The organism is Streptococcus sp. KHUD_013 (assembly GCF_052588545.1).
The window spans coordinates 69,463-88,499 of record NZ_CP186264.1 but is presented as its reverse complement, the minus strand read 5'-3'; the positions used below and the strand labels follow the sequence as shown (position 1 = coordinate 88,499).

20 protein-coding genes are annotated in these 19,037 nt (G+C 45.0%); 3 read left to right on the top strand and 17 right to left on the bottom strand.

Translation table 11 applies throughout. The annotated features are described in order from the left end of the window. Positions 1-30: 30 nt before the first annotated feature. The 12 genes from ACOXXR_RS00410 to ACOXXR_RS00355 form a co-directional block, all read right to left on the bottom strand. On the bottom strand, positions 31-453 hold the full coding sequence (locus tag ACOXXR_RS00410; protein WP_445278511.1) for a hypothetical protein: 423 nt from the start codon (positions 451-453) through the stop codon (positions 31-33). Between the two features lie 150 nt (positions 454-603). Continuing rightward, positions 604-2,139, bottom strand: a complete 1,536-nt coding sequence (gene cls, locus ACOXXR_RS00405) for a cardiolipin synthase (protein ID WP_042507487.1) — start codon at positions 2,137-2,139, stop codon at positions 604-606. A gap of 265 nt (positions 2,140-2,404) precedes the next feature. Beyond that, positions 2,405-2,827, bottom strand: a complete 423-nt coding sequence (locus ACOXXR_RS00400; protein WP_023024698.1) for an SP_0198 family lipoprotein — start codon at positions 2,825-2,827, stop codon at positions 2,405-2,407. A gap of 121 nt (positions 2,828-2,948) precedes the next feature. Further along, on the bottom strand, positions 2,949-4,196 hold the full coding sequence (locus ACOXXR_RS00395) for a bifunctional folylpolyglutamate synthase/dihydrofolate synthase (RefSeq protein ID WP_023024699.1): 1,248 nt from the start codon (positions 4,194-4,196) through the stop codon (positions 2,949-2,951). 320 nt (positions 4,197-4,516) lie between these two features. After that, positions 4,517-4,828, bottom strand: coding sequence for a DUF1292 domain-containing protein (locus ACOXXR_RS00390; protein ID WP_006595405.1), 312 nt, complete (start codon positions 4,826-4,828; stop codon positions 4,517-4,519). A gap of 17 nt (positions 4,829-4,845) precedes the next feature. After that, positions 4,846-5,265, bottom strand: coding sequence for a Holliday junction resolvase RuvX (gene ruvX, locus ACOXXR_RS00385; RefSeq protein ID WP_023027379.1), 420 nt, complete (start codon positions 5,263-5,265; stop codon positions 4,846-4,848). Further along, entirely contained in the window at positions 5,265-5,531 is a 267-nt protein-coding gene (locus ACOXXR_RS00380) for an IreB family regulatory phosphoprotein (protein WP_006597020.1), read from the bottom strand. Before ACOXXR_RS00380 ends, ruvX begins: the two co-directional genes overlap by 1 nt. Before the next feature lie 141 nt (positions 5,532-5,672). Then, the gene (locus ACOXXR_RS00375) at positions 5,673-6,224 is read right to left on the bottom strand and encodes an SP0191 family lipoprotein (RefSeq protein WP_023024703.1); all 552 of its coding nucleotides are present in this window, start codon (positions 6,222-6,224) and stop codon (positions 5,673-5,675) included. A 9-nt stretch (positions 6,225-6,233) separates the two neighbouring features. Then, entirely contained in the window at positions 6,234-6,827 is a 594-nt protein-coding gene (locus tag ACOXXR_RS00370) for an SP0191 family lipoprotein (RefSeq protein ID WP_445278510.1), read from the bottom strand. A 183-nt stretch (positions 6,828-7,010) separates the two neighbouring features. Further along, positions 7,011-7,409, bottom strand: a complete 399-nt coding sequence (spx, locus tag ACOXXR_RS00365) for a transcriptional regulator Spx (protein ID WP_006595399.1) — start codon at positions 7,407-7,409, stop codon at positions 7,011-7,013. Positions 7,410-7,496: 87 nt separating this feature from the next. Beyond that, positions 7,497-8,639 carry a recombinase RecA gene (gene recA / locus ACOXXR_RS00360; RefSeq protein WP_117744824.1) on the bottom strand — a complete coding sequence of 381 codons (1,143 nt, stop codon included), beginning with the start codon at positions 8,637-8,639 and terminating at the stop codon, positions 7,497-7,499. 46 nt (positions 8,640-8,685) lie between these two features. Next, the gene (locus ACOXXR_RS00355; RefSeq protein WP_120701481.1) at positions 8,686-9,954 is read right to left on the bottom strand and encodes a competence/damage-inducible protein A; all 1,269 of its coding nucleotides are present in this window, start codon (positions 9,952-9,954) and stop codon (positions 8,686-8,688) included. Positions 9,955-10,311: 357 nt separating this feature from the next. On the opposite strand from ACOXXR_RS00355, the gene ACOXXR_RS00350 reads away from it, so the two are divergent. Next, complete coding sequence (locus ACOXXR_RS00350) at positions 10,312-11,349, top strand: S66 family peptidase (protein WP_120701480.1); 1,038 nt, start codon at positions 10,312-10,314, stop codon at positions 11,347-11,349. Positions 11,350-11,400: 51 nt separating this feature from the next. Here ACOXXR_RS00350 and ACOXXR_RS00345 read toward each other — a convergent pair whose 3' ends face one another. From ACOXXR_RS00345 to mutL, 3 genes are read right to left on the bottom strand one after another with little or no spacing between them, the layout of a single operon-like run. Then, complete coding sequence (locus tag ACOXXR_RS00345; protein ID WP_120701479.1) at positions 11,401-11,967, bottom strand: DNA-3-methyladenine glycosylase I; 567 nt, start codon at positions 11,965-11,967, stop codon at positions 11,401-11,403. Between the two features lie 9 nt (positions 11,968-11,976). After that, positions 11,977-12,570 (bottom strand): Holliday junction branch migration protein RuvA, encoded by a 594-nt coding sequence (ruvA, locus tag ACOXXR_RS00340; protein ID WP_120701478.1) that lies wholly within the window; start codon positions 12,568-12,570, stop codon positions 11,977-11,979. Positions 12,571-12,590: 20 nt separating this feature from the next. Further along, a complete protein-coding gene (gene mutL, locus ACOXXR_RS00335; RefSeq protein ID WP_445278509.1) occupies positions 12,591-14,540 on the bottom strand; it encodes a DNA mismatch repair endonuclease MutL in 1,950 nt (649 codons plus the stop codon). 252 nt (positions 14,541-14,792) lie between these two features. Between mutL and ACOXXR_RS00330 the strand changes: the two genes are divergently transcribed. Further along, positions 14,793-15,230, top strand: coding sequence for a LytTR family DNA-binding domain-containing protein (locus ACOXXR_RS00330; protein WP_445278508.1), 438 nt, complete (start codon positions 14,793-14,795; stop codon positions 15,228-15,230). Continuing rightward, positions 15,227-15,685: a DUF3021 domain-containing protein gene (locus ACOXXR_RS00325; RefSeq protein WP_445278507.1), complete on the top strand. Its 459-nt coding sequence runs from the start codon at positions 15,227-15,229 to the stop codon at positions 15,683-15,685. The genes ACOXXR_RS00330 and ACOXXR_RS00325 overlap by 4 nt, the downstream gene beginning before the upstream one ends. Before the next feature lie 232 nt (positions 15,686-15,917). Here ACOXXR_RS00325 and mutS read toward each other — a convergent pair whose 3' ends face one another. Together mutS and argR are read right to left on the bottom strand one after the other, a co-directional pair. Next, complete coding sequence (gene mutS, locus ACOXXR_RS00320) at positions 15,918-18,461, bottom strand: DNA mismatch repair protein MutS (RefSeq protein ID WP_445278506.1); 2,544 nt, start codon at positions 18,459-18,461, stop codon at positions 15,918-15,920. 106 nt (positions 18,462-18,567) lie between these two features. Beyond that, positions 18,568-19,011, bottom strand: a complete 444-nt coding sequence (gene argR, locus ACOXXR_RS00315) for an arginine repressor (protein ID WP_006595388.1) — start codon at positions 19,009-19,011, stop codon at positions 18,568-18,570. Positions 19,012-19,037: the final 26 nt, after the last annotated feature.

Below are 19,037 nucleotides of genomic sequence, written 5' to 3'. Positions count from 1 at the left end.
GAAGGTAACTGTCGCAGTATCTCCTTCGTCTTAAACCTTAGTGATTTCATAGTCATCACCAATAGTTGCTAGCACTTTGAAACGAGCTTGGTCAAACAATTCTAAGATTTTTTCTGGCGTGAATGTTTCAGTTGAGAGTTCAAGTGTGAAGTCTTCTGCAGGTAGATATTTTGATGCATTTTCATCAACAAATTTTTCAGTAATTTGTTTTTTCCACTTATCAACCGATGTTCCCATCAAAGTTGTGAAACCAGAAGAATGGTCAGTGAAGATGGCACGAAGAATGATATCTCCATCTTTCTCAATTTGTTTTTTTGTTTTTTCTTCTTTTGATTCGCTAGATTGTTCTACCTTGTCCTCTTTGGCTGGTTTTTTCTCAGTAGCTGGTTTTGACGAACAAGCTGCCAACAACAAGCAGGCTGGTAAGACACCATATTTTACGAGCTTTTTCATAAGTTCTCCTTATTTTTTATAGATTATGTTCATTATACCAAAAATAGCCCCCTTGAACATTCTTAGACAAGCCTATATAAGGAAATTGTAATATTTTGTCTCTCCTTCGTAATAAAAAAGACCCCTTCTATTATGGAGGGGTCTAAGCACCTATAGCATGGGCGCAAATAACTGCATAATCACTTTGATCAAATACTGGTACCAGGTGATTCGGAAAGTGTCCAATTTGATCTGCTGAGACACGGAGAAAATCTCTTCAAAATCAGTTCGGATCTTGGTCAATTCTGGGCTTCGATACATCCAGACAGCATTCTCATAGTGATGGACTAGACTCCGATAGTCAAAATTGATGGTCCCGACTACTGCGACTTCATCATCGGCCAATACTTGCTTGCTATGGATAAAGCCTGGAGTGTACTCATAGATTTTTACCCCTGCTTCCATCAGGTCTGGATAAGCCCCTCGTGTAACGATTTGGATCAACTTTTTATCCGGAATGGAGGGGGTCACGATGCGTACGTCAACGCCTCGGAGTGCCGCATTTCGAATATCTTCTGTCAAATCATAATCAATGATTAAATAAGGGGTCGTAATATAGACATAGTCCGTTGCCTGATTGATGATATTCTGATACACAGACTTACCAACCTGGGACTTGTAGATGGGTTTCGGTCCACTCCCAAAGGGGATATAGAAGCCTTCTCCATCTACCGCTTGGTTTTCCATATGGTATTTATCGAAATCTTCAATCTCTCCCTGGTTGATGTACCAGTTCATGAGAAAGAGTCGCGTCAAGGCCTTGACGGCTCGGCCGTCCAAGCGCACTGCACTATCCTTCCAATGACCGAAGCGTTCTCTCTGGTTGATATACTCATCCGCTAGGTTAACGCCACCTGTATAGCCAATCTGGCCATCAATGACCAAGATCTTGCGGTGGTCTCGATTGTTATAAGCCGCCGTCAATCGTGGCACCACCTTGTTAAACTTATGGGCATCAATGCCTAATTTGCGCAAGCGTCTGGTGTAGTTTCCCTTCAGGGTCGCCATACAGCCAATATCATCGTAGAGCAGCTTCACTTCGACCCCTTCTTTGACTTTCTCAAGTAGGATCTCTAGGATGCTGTTCCACATGAAACCTTCCTCGATGATATAGAATTCAAGAAAGATAAATTTCTTGGCTGAGCGCAAATCCTCTAATAGTTGTGGGAGCATCTGGTCCCCTAGTGGGAAAAAGGTCGAAGCCGTCCCGTTGTAGAGGTCTGCGTTGTGGTCCATGGACAGAATAGACTTGACCATCCCATAGACGCTCTTACTCTCTTCTTTCAATTGCAGGCGAAGCTCACGGCTGTTGTCCTCACGGAAATTCATGGACTCCATATTTTCCAACTGGACCATTTCTTTTTTGGACAGGCGCCGCTCCCCAAACATGAGGTAAAGAAGGGAACCAAAGACAGGGATGACGGCAATCAGGAGCCAGGTCACCTTGCTCTCTGGAGGCATATTTCGGTTGACGATCGCCAAAATGGTCGAGATATACAAGAGAACCATGATGGTGACAGACATCCAATTTGGGAACCATTCATTTAGCCAAAAGAAGGCCGCAAAGGACAGCCAGAGTTCAAACCCCATAAAGAGGATACTGAACCCATATTTGGACATTAACAATCGAATCTTTCGAAAACTCACCCTCATTCTCCTTCTTTTCTAATCCCTACTAGTATACCAGTTCTAAGAAGGGAGCGCAAACCCGATAAAATGAAAAAAGAGAGTGGGACAGAAATCGGTAATTCGTTAGAATTCGATTTCGTCGTCCCACCTCCGCACAGTTGAGTAGGGCTGTAAAAGCTGATAAAATCAGCGTAGTAGAGCCCACTCAACCACTGCGTCTTGCTCGACAATCCAAAGACAATTGAGAGGCTAGGATTTCTGTCCCACTCTCATTTCTGCTAGTTTATTTCTTGGTCAGAACAATCGTATCCTGATCACCCAAGTCTTGATCCGCTTCTTTCAGGGTCAATTGTTTCCCCTCCAGTTGATAGCGGTAGCCATCATCTCCGATAAAGAGGATCTGGTTGGCAGCATCTAGCTTGACCTGTTTCAGCTCTTGCTCTCCATCTGCCTCTACAGCCGTCCAAGTCCCTGAATCACCAGCGATGACGAGCGTCACTTGATCGCTTTCATCCATTCCCATATAGGTTCCGCCCAGACCTGTTTGGTTAACCTGCGGACTAGTCGTTGTCTGTTGAGAAGAAGTTGCCGTTGTGGTCGTCGCACTTGATGACGTGTTCGTTTGCGATGGTGTTTGCTGGTTCGAACACGCTCCAAGTAGGAGGACTGTAGCTGTTGCCAATAAAGCAGTTACTTTCTTTGCCATGGATGGTCTCCTTTCGCGCCAACTTTTCAACGGACTTCCCCGTTCATTTGTGGCTCACCTTTAGTATACGTTAGAGCCTGTTTTTGGTCAATCTTTATGACTGGCCGATGAGAGTTGCTACCTATAAAGGATTCTTTCCCTGCTCTAATAGATATGCGCGAACTTCGGAAATAAAGTAGAGAGAGCCAGTGACAAAGAGCACCTCTTGACCATCTTGTCGGCTATAAAAATCTTGCAAATAATCTCTGAAATCCGCCACATAAGGATAGCCTAAGCCATCCACTTCTTGGACCACTTCCCCATAAGCAAAGGTCGTCACCGTCAAGTCCGCCTCCGGCAAATCGCTTGCAAAGATCTCCAACATTCCCTGGTAATCCTTGCGTTTTAAAGCACCAAAGAGGATCTTCACGCGCTTATCTGAAAAGGTACGGGCATATTCGACCAAGCGATGGATGGCATGGGGGTTATGAGCGCCATCTAGATAGACGCCCTGGTCAAAATTCTCCAGACGTCCCGGCCAGCTAGTCGCTTGCAAAGCCTCCCGAACACCGTTTTCATCGACCGCCAGACCTCTCTGCTCCATGAAGAGGAGAAAGGCTTCAAGAGCCACCGCAGCATTCTCTTCCTGATAAGCTCCATTGAGCCCAATTTTCAGTGAGTCAAACCGATGTTGCCAATCTCGGAAGACGCCTTTCACCAGTTGGAAATCTTCTCCATAGCGAGCTAGTGGACAGCCTATTGCCTGGACCTTTTCTATGCAGACTTGCTCAGCCTCTTTAGCCAGTGGACCGATAACAGCCGGCTTCCCGGCTTTAAAGATTCCAGCTTTTTGCCTAGCAATGGCCTCTAGGCTTCCTCCCAAGGTCTCCTGATGATCCAGACCTACTGAGGTAATCACTGCTACTTCTCCTGTGATGACATTGGTCGTATCGAGAAGCCCTCCGATCCCAACCTCAATCAAGGCCAAGTCTACTTCTTGCTCATGAAAATACAAAAAGGCCAAGAGGGTGACAATCTCAAAGTAGGAGAGTTGGTCGTGAGTCTCGAGAAGCTGAGACTCCATCGCTTGGATTCTCTGACCCAAGCGAATCAGATCCTGATCCGAAATCGGTTGCCCATTGATACAAATCCGATCATGCATACTAACGATATGCGGAGAAGTAAAGGTCCCGACTTTCAGACCATGCTGCTGGAATAGTTGGCGCATAAAAGCAATGGTTGATCCCTTCCCGTTTGTCCCTGTCACATGGATCATCGGAACGGCTTCATGAGGGTTCCCTAAGAGCTTTACAGCCTGTTGCATGCGCCCCAAGCCTGAACGAAAATTGAGTCCAATTCGACTATTCATCCATTCTTCAATTTGATTCATTTCTTTCTCCTAAAAGAAAAGAGCGATCAAGCCATATTACTGGCTCACGCTCCGCTATTTCTTTGATCGCTATTCCGCTTCTAGTGTTTCTAGCGCAAGGCTAAAAACATCCACTGGATGTTCCTGCGGTTTGTATTTCTTGCGCAGGGGTGATACAGTCTCCCAGACTTGCTTGCGTTTTTTGTTTCTAGCGCAAGGGTAAAAACGTCCCCCAGACGTTCCAACTCTTCTAATTTCTAGGAGTTGGGGTAAAAACATCCACTGGATTTACTTGCGGTCTGCATTTCCAACGCAAGGGTAAAAATGTTCACTGAACATTTTTACTCCTCCATAAAGCTGTTGAAGACTTCTTCAATCATATTCCATTCATCATCTGAATCTTCTGGGATTGGTTGAAGGTCGCCTTCTGTTCCGTCTTCGTTTTCAGTAAATGAGTATGCTTGGATTTCTACTTCACCATTTTCATCTTCTTCTGCATTTGCAGGAATCAAAAGAACATAGTTTTTACCAAACTCTTCTTTTCCATCAATGGTCAAAAGGATTTCAAACAAGGTTTCGTTTCCTTGCTCATCTACCAATGTAATCAATTCGCGTTCGTCATGGTTGTGATCATGATCATGATTGTGTGCCATCTTATTTCCTCTTTTTTCTAAAATTTTCGATCTAAATAATTTTGCAAAATCAACTGGGCAGCCAATTTATCAATTACTTTTTTTCGCTTATTTCGGCTAATATCCGCTTGCTCAATCAGCATCCGCTCTGCGGCAACGGTCGTCAAACGCTCATCTTGATACTCAACCGGCAAGTTGAATAACTCTTCAAGGCGCTTTCCATAAGCTTGACTCGCTTCCACTCGAGGACCGCTTGTGTTGTTCATGTTTTTCGGTAAACCAACCACAAACCGATCAACCCGGTATTCCTTCACCAGTTCAGAGAGACGGTCAAAACCAAACTCTCCTTTCTCCTCATCAATCTGAATAATCTCCAGACCTTGAGCAGTAAAACCTAATGGATCACTGATGGCTACTCCGACTGTCTTCGAGCCAACGTCTAGTCCCATAATTCTCATTAGAGATCGATCCCTTGCCCTTTCAAGTAGTAACGAACCAATTCTTCAACAATTTCATCTCGTTCGTACTTACGAATTTGGTTGCGAGCGTTGTTATAACGAGGTACATAAGCAGGATCACCACTGAGTACATAACCAACGATTTGATTGATTGGATTGTAGCCCTTCTCATCCAAAGATAAGTAGACATCCTTTAATGTATCACTAATTTCTTTACGGTTTGAATCGTCAAGATTAAAACGTACTGTTTCGTCTGTAAATCCCACAATACCACCCTCTTTCTTTATATTAGTACTATTATACCATAATTTCCATACCTTTTCAAACGAAAAATATTGATTTTACGGGCTTTCTTGGACTTTTTATCACTTATTTTTGAAAGCAATCTTCTGCATTTTTCAATGACATTATTTTACTTCTTTAAAGCCATTTTTTTCCATGTTTTTGATGAAGAGCGTTGGAGAATAGGTCTTGATCATTTTGCAAATTTCTCCCAAGTCTTCGCTGTTTTTAATGTCATCGAAGTCTACTTTATCAGGGTCAATCTCAATCTCAGAGACCATTGCTTCACCTGTCCAATCTGATGTCACGGTGATTCCATCGTAGTCTCTCAATTCATCAATGCCACCTTCTCCTTCGTAACCTTCGATCAAGGCTTCTTTGGCACCTTCTTTATCATCCTCTGCATCGATCAACTTCTTGATTTCAGCTTTGAATTCATCCGACACATGAGTTGCTAGTTTGATGGAAACTTTCTTGTATTTCTTTCCTTGGTAGGATACGGTTACTGTGATTTCCTGTTTACCTACCACGTCAACTTCATCAACATCTCTGTCAATCTTAAAGGTCCGAGTGATGACGCTATCTTTCGATAGGGAGTTGCCCCCTTTTGATTGAGAATTCCCACAACCTACCAAGACAAGCAATCCAGCAACGACTAGTAATAGAAATTTTTTCATGTTTTCTCCTTATTCTTCTTTTGCTCCATTACGGAGTAGATTATTCATATATTCCGTTGGTGACAACTTCAACAAATCTGCAATATTAGCTGATTTGAAGTACTCTAACTCAACCGCTTTTTTAGTATCCAACTGGGTGAAATCATAAGTAATGACCGTTTGGTATTCATTTTCATTTGGTACGGTCAGTTCAATGGTAAAGCCTGGAAGAGTCCGCGCCTGTTGGAGTTGTTCATCCTTGTCCATCGACTCCACCATCAATCGTTGGGCTTCTTCGAGGCCGACCTCTTGAATGGCTTTTTTCAATTCATCACTAGCAGGAGTGGTATTGGTCATGACCAATTTTTGTAATTGTTCCCCTTGATAAGTGATGGTCTGCTCTTGGCGAATACCTTTCTCATCTGTTGGAAGAACAAAGTGTTTGGTAAAGACTTGTTGCTCTTCTGCCTTCTCTAACAAATTTCGATTTTCTTTATTGAACGATTCGATTTTAGCACTGTTGGATTTTTGAACACTGGAAGAGTCGGTTTTCCCTTGTTTCTTCTGTCCACAAGCTGTCAACGCCAGGAGCAAGACTCCTAGACAAATAAGCTTCTTTTTCATGTTTTCTCCTTTAATAAGCTTCTATAAAGGGATTTTCCCCACAGAAGTATTGTACCATAGAATCCCCCGCAAAAACATTTTTACAAGCATTTTTTGTGGATTCTTTATCGAGACACAAAAGAAAAAGTCGAGATTTTACTATCTCGACTCTTCTCAGTAGCTAAACGATTGGCTACTTGTTTCTTATAGGGCTGCTCTTAAGCGAGCCTCCGCATTTTCAACATTTCGTACAGAACGTGGTAAAAAGGCCCGAATATCGTCTTCCTTATAACCAACTTGAAGTCGCTTGTTATCCACTAGGATAGGGCTTTTCAAGATTCGTGGTGTTTCTAAGATGATATCGATAACTTCATTCATGCTGAGGTCTTCAATATCGACTCCTAGATTCTTAGCGTATCGGTTTTTTGAAGAGACGATACTTGCAATTCCATTTTCTGTTTTGGTCAAAATATCGAGTAATTCTTCTTTTGTAATCCCTTCTTTACCTAGGTTTTGTTCTTTATAGATCAACTGATGAGCATTTAGCCAAGTTTTGGCTTTTTTACAACTCGTGCAACTTGAAACTGTGTAAATTTTAATCATGTATGCACTCCTTTCGCCACACGATAATAACATTGTAGTATATTATACCATAAAAACCATCAGTCTTTCGACCTATTTTGAAAAAAATTACTCTTCAATCTCAATTGCATCATCAAGATCTAGTGTTACTTCTTCAACAAGTGAGCTTTCAGCTACTTCATCTTGTGCAACTACAGCAGTGTCATCATCGATCAAACCAAAGCGTACGCGCACTTGGTGATCAATCTCATCAAAAATTTCTGGATGGTCTGCCAAGTATTTCTTAGCATTTTCAGAACCTTGGCCAATCTTCTCACCGTTATAAGAATACCAAGCACCAGCTTTTTGGATCAAATCAAGATCTGTTGCAATTTTCAGCAATTCGCCTGTACGTGAAATTCCTTCTCCGTACATGATTTCAACCATAGCTTCCTTGAACGGTGGAGCTACCTTGTTTTTCACAACCTTGATCTTGGTTTCTTTACCAACGTTGGTATCTTTTTGATCACCCGTTCCCTTGATCTGGGTATTTCCACGGACGTCTAGACGAACAGAAGCGTAGAATTTAAGGGCACGACCACCAGGAGTTGTTTCAGGGTTCCCAAACATGACCCCAACTTTTTCACGCAATTGGTTGATAAAGATGGCAATGGTCTTGGTCTTATTGATCGAAGCTCCGAGTTTGCGCATGGCTTGGCTCATCATCCGTGCTTGCAAACCAACGTGGCTATCACCGATATCTCCATCGATTTCTGCGCGTGGTACTAAAGCAGCAACAGAGTCGATCACGACCAAATCAACGGCACCTGAGTCGATCAATTTACCCGCGATTTCAAGTCCTTGTTCCCCTGAGTCTGGTTGAGACAAGAGGAGCTCATCAATATTGACCCCGAGAGCTGCTGCATAAGATGGGTCCAAGGCATGCTCGGCATCGATAAAGGCAGCAATGCCTCCTTCTTTTTGTGCTTGCGCTACTGCATGAAGGGCAACGGTTGTTTTACCTGATGATTCTGGACCATAGATTTCGATGATCCGACCCTTTGGATAACCACCAGCACCCAAGGCAATATCAAGAGCCAAGGAACCAGAGCTCATGACTTGTACTTTTTGTTCTGCGCGTTCGCCCAGACGCATGATGGAACCCTTACCAAAGTCTTTTTCGATCAACTTCAGGGCATCATTGAGGGCTTTTTCACGCTCATCTCCAAATTTCTTTGAGATATCATCTAATTTTTTCTGTTTTTTCGCCATTCTTTTCTCCTATATTCAAAGCGTAGTGTTTTACACCTTCTTTTTATTATAGCAAATTTTCATCTAATAATACAGTCTTGCGTACCAGATTAAAAGCATGGAGGACTGCGACTTTACGAACATCCATACGACTCCGGCCAGCGATATTGACCTTGATCGATTGGACTCCTTTAGGGCCCGCAATTCCAATAAAGACAGTCCCTGCTGGATGCCCTTCCAGACTGTCTGGACCAGCAACACCTGTCAGACTGACTCCATAGTCAGCCCCTGTTAAGAGACGGGCTTGTGCCGCCATCCGCTCAGCTGTATGGGCAGAGACCACTCCATGTGCTTGCAACTCAGTTAGGGGAATTTGGAGCATTTTGCTCTTTTCCTCTATGCTGTAGGTAACGAAACCTCCCGGTAAGACCGCTGAGGCTCCTGAGAAATTAGCCAGAGTCGACTGGAACATCCCGGCCGTCAAGCTCTCCGCTGCAGTCAGGGTCAAGCCCCGCTCGCGCAAGAGTTTAAAAGCCACCTCAGCTAGGGAATTGTCATCTCCATAGCCATAGAAGAGCTGGCTCAAGGATTGGGCATCCAAGGTCTCATGACGGAGAATCACTTGCTCTAGATGATCCAATTTCTGATCTGCCTGTTCTTGTGACGAAGCCTTGGTTGACAAGCGCAAGGTGACTTCTCCGGTCTTGGCATAAGGGGCCAGGGTCGGGTCTGTTTGGCTATCGATCACATCTGCCAAGACGGTTACCAGCTGGCTTTCCCCAATCCCAAAGAAGCGCAAGACACGTGAATAGAGCTTCTCTCCTGTCGCTAGAAGAGGCACCAACTCATCCGTAACCATAGGTTTCAATTCACTCGGAGGGCCAGGCAAGACCACATAGCTAACGCCCTCTACTTCGATCATCCCTCCCACTGCCAAACCGGTTAGGTTTTGGAGGGGCGTAGATCCCGTTACTATTTGAGCTTGTCTCAGATTATTGGGAGTTCGGACATGGTCTGGCCGACTGGCAAAGAAGCGATCCAACTTGGCCATTGCTTCGGGATCAAAGGTCAAGTCTCTATCCAAGAATTGGGCCAGGGTTTGCTTGGTCAGATCGTCTTCGGTCGGTCCGAGACCTCCTGTGAGGATAACGAGATCACTTCGATCACGCGCAATCGCAAGAACAGACAAGAGACGATCTGCATTATCTCCAACTGCAGTTTGGAAATAAACGTCGATCCCTAGACCGGCCAACTTTTCTGATAAGAATTGCGCATTGGTATTGACAATTTGTCCAGTGAGAATTTCGGTTCCCACTGCAATGATCTCTGCTTTCATAATGCCTCCACTTATACTATTCGTAATTTTTCTTCATTGTAACACAATTTCCTAAATTATTTTAAAAACAGGTTGAAGAAAAAGTTCATTTTAGGTAACTTTCTTCAATCTTTTTCTTTTAGAGTATTATAAAGTAAAAAACTCTTATAAAATCCGTTACATCAACATTCCTAAGAGATTTAACTACGTGGTAACCAACTTCTAAAAGGGCTTGCCTATATTCTGAAGTAAGCACATCGAGCGGTTATTTTTCTGTTGCTTTATTGACATAAAATCGTATCTCTAACGCTATTCCTTATATTTTTCTATCATTTTTTATGATACAATAGCATCAATTTATTTTTAGGAGGATAATATATGACTTCTACTATTGGTATTATAAGTTTATCTAGTGGGACTATGGGTGAAGACTTTGTCAAGCACGAAGTGGACTTGGGTATTCAACGTCTCAAGGACCTCGGACTCAACCCTATCTTTTTACCTCATTCGCTAAAAGGCTTAGATTTTATCAAAGAACATCCTGAAGCTCGTGCAGAGGATTTGATTCAGGCCTTTTCTGATGATAGCATCGACATGATCCTATGCGCCATTGGTGGAAACGATACCTATCGCTTGCTACCTTATCTTTTTGAAAATGACCAACTACAAAAGGTTATCAAACCAAAGATTTTTCTCGGTTTCTCGGATACGACCATGAACCATCTCATGTTGCATAAACTAGGAATCAAGACTTTTTACGGCCAATCATTTCTAGCAGACATTTGTGAGTTAGACAAAGAAATGTTGCCATATAGCCTCCTCTACTTCAAAGAATTGATTGAGACGGGAAGAATCTCAGAAATTCGACCTAGTGACGTTTGGTATGAGGAACGGACTGATTTTAGTCCCAAAGCCTTGGGAACACCTCGTGTCAGACATGCAAATACAGGTTTTGACTTGTTACAAGGCAATGCTCAGTTTGAGGGAGAAATCCTCGGTGGTTGTCTTGAGTCTCTCTATGATATTTTTGACAACTCTCTACACGCAGATAGCACAGACCTCTGCCAAAAATACAAACTTTTCCCTGACTTATCCGACTGGGAAGGAAAGATTCTATTGCTAGAAACAAGTCAAGAAAAGCCTGAACCTGATGATTTCAAAAAAATGTTGCAGGCTTTAAAAGAAACTGGGATATTTGAAGTCATTAGTGGACTCTTGATCGGAAAACCTATGGATGAAACCTTCTATGACGACTATAAGGAGGCTTTAATGGACACCATTGATAGCAATATCCCGATTGTCTATAATCTGAATGTCGGACACGCAACTCCAAGAACAATTGTCCCCTTCGGAGTCCACGCCCATGTAGATGCAAAGAAGCAAGTCATCCACTTTGACTATAACAAAGAAAGCTGAGATAAGACTCTCAGCTTTTTCTATATTCTCTGATGTTCTAGTCATCTAACGTCACTTATTTCCACTTTTCCATTCACAATCATTCTCATGATCATCAACCAAACCTGCAGCTTGTAGAAATGACAAAACTGCAACGGGACCTGTAAACTTGAAACCACGCTTTTTGAGATCTTTAGCCAACTGCTCGGAAAGAGCTGTCTTCGCAGGAGCCTGCCGGTAATCCGGAACATCATTCACGATGGTTTTCCAATCAACAAAAGACCATAGATAGGCATCAAAAGAGCCGAATTCTGCTTGGACTTGTAAAAAGGCCTGGGCGTTAGCCCGTGTCGCAAAGATCTTGGCTCGATTTCGAATGATAGCTGGATTGTCTAACAAAGCTTCCAGCTCCTCATCCGACATCTCTGCGACACCTTGAAGGTGATAGCCATGAAAAGCCTCACGGAAAGCTTGACGTTTATTGAGCACCGTCTCCCAAGACAGACCAGCTTGATAGGTCTCTAAGCAAAGCAACTCAAAAAGGGCGTGGTCGTCATGGAGGGGCTGGCCCCACTCCTCATCATGGTAGGCTACATATAGTGGGTTATTCATTTTAACCCAGTCACAGCGTTTTGGCATAGACTTCTCCTATTTCACCAACATCTTAAGAGCTGATTTGATATAGTTCTCTGCTGTATCGGTCGTACCTTCAAAGAATTTCTTGATTTTCTTGAGTTCCGTCACCTTGTAGCCCAAAGCCAACATGGCTTCCATAGCTTCTTCAAGAGCTTGATTTTCCTCGGATGCTTTAACTTTAGTCTGAGCCGGTGTATCTTCTAGATCAAGATTAATCTTACCTTCTAGATCCAAGACCATCTGTTGGGCTGTTTTCTTACCAATCTTCGGAAACTTGGTCAAGTAGGTGATGTTCTTACTTTCGATGGCTTGGACAAGGCCTGCATTGTCATCCGCAGCGATGATGGCTAGAGCTGAGACTGGGCCAATTCCAGAGACCGAGATCAAGTTCAAAAAAAGCTTTTTCTCTTCTTCGGTCGCAAAGCCATAGAGAAGGTGAGCGTCTTCACGGACTACTTGATGGAGATAGACTTGCACCTCTTGGTTCATTTTGCCAGAGTAGGCATAGGGATTGGCCACATGCAAGAGATAGCCGATCCCAGCTGTCTCCACCACGATGTATTTGGCGGTGATTTTCGTTAAGATTCCTTTAATGTATTCGTACATAAGATTCCTTTATTCTTTGTTTAATATTTGCCCAATTCCCGCAGACTGGTGTGATTTTCTTGAATGCGACGGAACATCTTTTCCATGTCGGACTTGGTGAAGTTGACCAAGACCGGACGACCATGAGGGCAGTTATAAGGGTTGTCACATTGGGACAGTTGGTAGATGAGGTCGCGCGCGGAGTAATCATCCAGGGTGTGATTGGCCTTAATGGAGCGTTTGCAAGACATCATGATAGCCAACTCTGCTCGGTACTTCTTGATGGACACTTCCTTGGTCAAGAGGAGCATGTCACACATTTCGTAGATACCCGACTCGATCTCCTCTTCCTTCATCCAGATCGGATGCTCCCGCAAGATCAACTGGTTGGCTCCGTATTCTTCTAAGTAGACTCCCACTTCCTCTAGGAGGTGTTTGCGCTGTTGCAGGCGGATCAGATCGTCTGCAGGAAACTCAAAGATATAAGGCACCAGCAGTTGTTGCTGACTGCCGTCTACGTCCCCGATGCTCTCCCGGTATTCTTCGTATTTGACCCGCTCTTGGGCCGCGTGCTGGTCAATGATGTAGAGGCCCCCATTTCCTTGGGCAAAGAGATAGGTTCCATGCATCTGACCGAAATATTCCAACTCTGGGAAGGTCGAATGTTCTTCTCCTTCCAACTTGTCATAAGCCTTGTCTAGACTAGCTAGATCCAACTCTGGGTGGTCCAGTTGATCATACTGAGGCGCCTTTCGCTCCGCGAATTTGATGGCTGGTGATTTAGCCTCCTGATTTCCCTCTTCTGAGGCAAAGAGAACCGTTTGCTCTGGGCTTATTTCACCACTTGGCCGGGATTCCCCAACCTCTGGACGGACAAAGAAATCTCCCTTGTCTCGGTCGTAATAGAGGCTATTTTCTTTTAGGGGGAGACTGGTCTGAACTGGCTTTTCTGTTCGACGAAGCGTCGATTTGGCCAGATTTTCCAAAGCATCTGGAATCAGATCTTGCTCTTTCAAAGCGGAAACAATCGCTTGGGAGATCAAGCCCATCAGTTCTCGTTCTTTAGAAATACGTACCTCTTGCTTGGTCGGGTGGACATTGACATCAGCTAGATAGGGGTCAATTTGAATATTGATCACTGCTATCGGGAAGCGTCCGACCATGAGTTTACTGCCGTAGCCGTCCAAGATAGCCCGGTTAAGCAAGAAATTCTTGATGTAACGGCCGTTGATAAAGAGGCTAATATAGTTGCGATTGGCCCGGGTCAGTTCTGGCAAAGAGACGAAGCCGGACACTTCGAAGTCCAAATCACCTGTCTCGATGGCAACCATTTTCTTGGCTGTAGCGAGGCCGTAGACTCCTGCGATGGCTTGGCGGAGATTTCCCGTCCCTGCCGTCCGTGTCATTTCATGCCCGTCATTGATTAAGGTGAAGGCAATCTCTGGATGGGCCAGACTCAGGCGGTTGAGAATGTCGACGATATGGGACAACTCTGCCTGTTGGCTCTTCATATATTTGAGGCGGGCTGGTGTATTGAAAAAGAGGTCCTCAACTGTGATTTTAGTCCCCACAGGGCTAGTCGCCGGCTCAAGAGAAGTGATTTCGCCCCCTTTAGCCTCTAGCTTGGTCCCATGACTAGCTCCTTCCTGAGCTGTCAGGATGGTCATGACACTGACAGAGGCAATAGACGGCAAGGCCTCGCCACGGAAGCCTAGTGTCCGAATGCGAAAGAGGTCGGCTTGACTCTTGATCTTACTAGTGGCATGGCGACGAAGGGCTAATTCCACTTCCTCATGGGCAATCCCCTGTCCATTATCCGTGATTTGAATGCTCTTTAAGCCAGCTTCTTCGATCTCTACGACAATCTGACTAGCTCCCGCATCGATGGAGTTTTCAACCAGTTCCTTGACCACACTAGCAGGGCGCTCGATGACCTCACCGGCAGCGATTTGATTGGCTAGAATTTCTGGTAATTCGATAATCTGTGACATAGCTTCCCCTCTTATGTTTTATACGCGCATAGGTAGAACTATTATACCATATCTACAAGGAAGCCCTCCCTTTATAAAACCTTGTGCTCCAGCTCCATTAAAGATACCGTCTTTTACCAGATAAACAGACAAACTGACCGAATATGCGAAAAGCCTTGTCTTGATGCCTGAAAAAGTGTTTAATAGACTTGTAAGCAAGAAGTCCTGCTAGCGGATCGCTTACCTGACGTCAATATGTTAGAAGGGATATGTATGAAAGTAACAGTTACCATTGACCCCCATTTTCAAGAAGAAGGCGTAGCCATCACAGGGCCAAAACCTAGCGAACGCATCCAGAAAGTCCAACAATTCATCGAGGAATTGGACCATAAGGAACGCTTGCGAGCGAAGAAGGAGGGCGAAACCTATCTTGTAGAGACCCACTTGTTTCATCGGTTCTATATTGAAAACCGTCAAGTCGTTGGGGAAACAAAGGATGACCACTTCATCCTCACCGGCCCCCTCTACCAACTCTCTCAAGACTTACCCATCTACTTTTTAAAGATTTCCCAATCTGAAATTATCAATACCAAAGAAATCGATCACCTGCATTTTACCAGCAGCGGATCGGTTCAAATCTATCTCAAAAACGGACAGATGACTTACTCATCTCGTCGTTATCTAAAAGCTATCAAGGAGAAACTATCATGATGAAAAACCATTTTACCAATGCTCTGAAAGGGATCTTGATCGGTCTCATCCTCTCTATCTTCTTTTCTTTCCGGAACTCCCCTTCCACTTATATGCCCCTCAGCCCTAGCTCAGCTGTCGGCCAGTGGATGCAAGCCCACCAAGTTCATGGATCTCTGGTCATGCTCTATTGTACCCTCATTTGGGCTGCGATTGGCATTCTCTTTAGCGTCGGAAATACCCTGTTCAACAAGGATTGGAGCCTGCTTCGTGCAACCGTCAGCCACTACCTCTTGATGCTCTTTGGTTTTCTACCTTTGGCAACCTTGGGTGGCTGGTTCCCAATCCAAATCAGCTTCTACATCTCCGTCATTATAGAGTTTAGCCTTGTCTATCTCATCATCTGGGCTGTCTCTTACTACCTCAACAAAAAGAAAGTAGACGAGATCAACCGTCAGTTACAAGGAAAAGCCTGAGGAATTCAAAAAAATGACTTTTATTTTTTAGTCATTCAAGAAGATGAAAAACTTTCCGCTGTGAGAAAAGTGCCTGAAACAACTGTGTTTCAGGCACTCGGAATCATTGAGACCTTAGGCTCAATGATTAGTCATGGAACTTCTACGAAGCTCGCTGACGTCCGTACTCACCTAAGGAAAGTTTTTAAAATCACTTTGTCTTCAATCTGAAACAGTTCGAATGAACTGTTTTTTAAATTCTCTTTTTCATCTCGGCAACTGCCATCATGACTTCCATCGGGGTCATGTTGTAGATATCGAGAGTTTTTAATTCTTCTAGTACTGGATGAGTGGCATCTGCTGCAAACAGAGATAACTGTTCTCCAAGCTCTGGAGAGGATTGCTGTGTTGGAGTCGCCATCGGCACTTCGTGGCTTTGGCCTTCTAGTTGACTCAAGATAGTATCTGCCCGCTTCAAGAGATCGCTTGGCAGCCCGGCAATCTTGGCCACATGGATCCCATAGGATTTATCCGCTGGTCCCTCTTCAATCCGGTGTAAGAAGGTCACTTGGCCATCCTTCTCCAAGGTGGCGACGTGGACATTGCGCAAGCGAGATAGGGTCTGCTCCAGATCGGTCAACTCATGGTAGTGGGTGGCAAAGAGCGTCTTGGCCCCTGTCCGGTCATGGATGTATTCGATGATGGCTTGAGCCAAGGCCATCCCATCATAGGTCGCCGTTCCCCGACCCAACTCATCAAACAAGATGAGAGAAGCCGGAGTCGCTTGGCGAATGGCATTGTTGGCCTCCATCATCTCAACCATAAAGGTCGACTGGCCGGACACCAAGTCATCTGCAGCCCCAATCCGGGTATAAATGGCATCAAAGAGAGGAAGGGTCGCCGCTTGAGCCGGTACAAAGGAACCAATCTGAGCCATAATGACAATGATGGCCAACTGGCGCATATAGGTGGACTTCCCGCTCATATTAGGCCCCGTAATCAACTGGATATCACAAGTCTCATCCATGGAAATGCTGTTGGGGATGTAGCTTTGAGCTCCCATCACCTTCTCAACAACTGGATGACGACCCTTCTCAATCCGGATATCACGCGCCTCTTGGAAAACTGGCCGAGTCAGTTGTTGCCTTTCAGCCACACAGGCCAACCCTTGCAAGACGTCCACCGTTGCTAGGGCTTGGGCTAGGGACTGCAGGCGCTGAATGTACTTGCCGACTTCCTCTCTGATCCGTAGGAAAATCGCATACTCTAGGCTAGTCGACTGTTCCCGAGCTTCTAGCATCTCCCCCTCAATCCGAGCCAGTTCCTCTGTCCCAAAGCGCTCAGAATTTTTCAAGGTCGCCTTGCGGAAGAAATGAGCTGGCACACGGGATAATTGGGAATTGGTCACATGGAAATAGTAGCCATCTTTTTTATTGTAGTCAATTTTAAGTCCGGTGATGCCACTGGCCTCCCGTTCTTTAGCTTCAATCTCTGCAATCCAGCCGGTCCCTTCCCGGAGGACGACACGGTACTGGTCCAGAGTTGGGTCAAAGCCGGTACGGATGATATTGCCTTCTGTCAGAACGATCGGGGCATCCGGGTCAATCGCTGCCTCGATGAGACGGCAAAGCTCTGGCAGCTCATCTAACTGGGCAACGAGGAGGTCTAGCACTGGCTCACCCATCTCGACCAAAAGCGATTTGATCAAGGGAACATGGCGCAGGGTTTCACCCAACTGCAAGAGGTCCTTGGGAGTGGTCTTACCAAAGGAAACCCGACTGGCCAAGCGCTCGATGTCATAGACACCCTTAAGACGATCTGCCAGATCGCTTCGCTCAAAGAAATGATCCAAGAAGACTTGGATAATCTCTTGGCGTTCTTCAATCCGATGGCGGTCCATCAAAGGTTTCTGGATCCAAGTCCGCAAGAGACGGCCTCCCATGGCTGTCTTGCTTTCATCTAGGAGCCAGTAGAGACTGCCGTGTTTTTTACCTGTCCGAGCATTCTCTGTCAAGTCCAAACTCGCCTTGGTCGCATAATCCATCTGCAAGAAATCACGGACTTCATAGTGATGGGCAGGTTTGATGTGGTGGAGTTCCCGCTTCTGGGTTTCCTGGACATATTGGAGCAGGCCTCCTGCCGCTATTCTCTCCAAATGAGTCAAGTCAGCCCCTAAGAGTTGGACATCCTCCGCCACTTCTGAGATAGGGGAGAGCAAGAGGTTCATTTGGCCAAGAAGGACTCTTTCTTCCATTTCTGACAAGGAGTAGGTCAGGACAATCTCCCGCGCCCGTAGGTTGCGGATCTCCCCACAGACCATGGCAAAATCATTCAGACTGGTGACCTGAAACTCCCCGGTCACTAGGTCCATATAGGCAAGGCCATAGTCCGTCTCATCATGAGACAAGGCTACCAGGAAGTTGTTGGCGCTGTCTGGCTTGGTCGAATCGACAACGGTCCCCGGAGTAATGACTTGGACCACTTCCCGCTTGACCACACCGACGGCTTGCTTGGGATCTTCCATCTGCTCTGCAATAGCCACCTTATAGCCCTTTTCGATCAAGACATCGATGTACTGCTGGGCCGAATGATAGGGAACTCCAGCCATGGGAATCGGATTTTCTGCATTTTTATTCCGAGAGGTCAAAGAAATCTCTAAAATCTGTGCTGCATTGACAGCATCTTCATAAAAGAGCTCGTAAAAATCCCCCATCCGAAAGAGCAAAAACGCATCCGGATAGTCTTTTTTGATATCTAGGTATTGCTGCATGCCAGGTGATATTTTTTCTGCTGCCATATCGCTCCTTTTCTATATCATTGAATTCATTCTGAGTGCTTACTCCTACTCTAAACTGACATAAAAGGAGGGCCGATCCCTTTCGGGACTGGTCCCTCGCCCTTGACTAGTGACTAGAATGTTGGAGAATGGTCTGCTGGACTGTTTGTGCTACTTCTTGGTCCTTGCAAACAATTAAGAGGGTATTGGCCCCTGCGACGGTGCCAAGGATTTGATCATCCAAAATCTCATCGACTGCGTTGGCTAAAATAGCCGCCTCTCCCAGCTCCGTCCGAACAACCAGTGTGAACTCCGCTCTAGAGACCACTTGTGCATATTGAGCAATCAGTCTAAAAATATCTGTTCGATCCGGTTCGTCTGCTAATTTATAATAGAGGCCACCCTTTTCTTTTACCTTGATCAGACCGATTTCTCGTAGATCTCTAGATAAGGTTGTCTGGGTCACTCCCGCCCCTCTTTGATCTAGACGGTCTTGAATGTCTTTTTGCGTCGATAACTTCTCATTTTGAATAATTTCTCGAATCAAAAGCTGACGTTCATCTTTTTTCATTTTTGCTCCACTTTTGAATAATTATA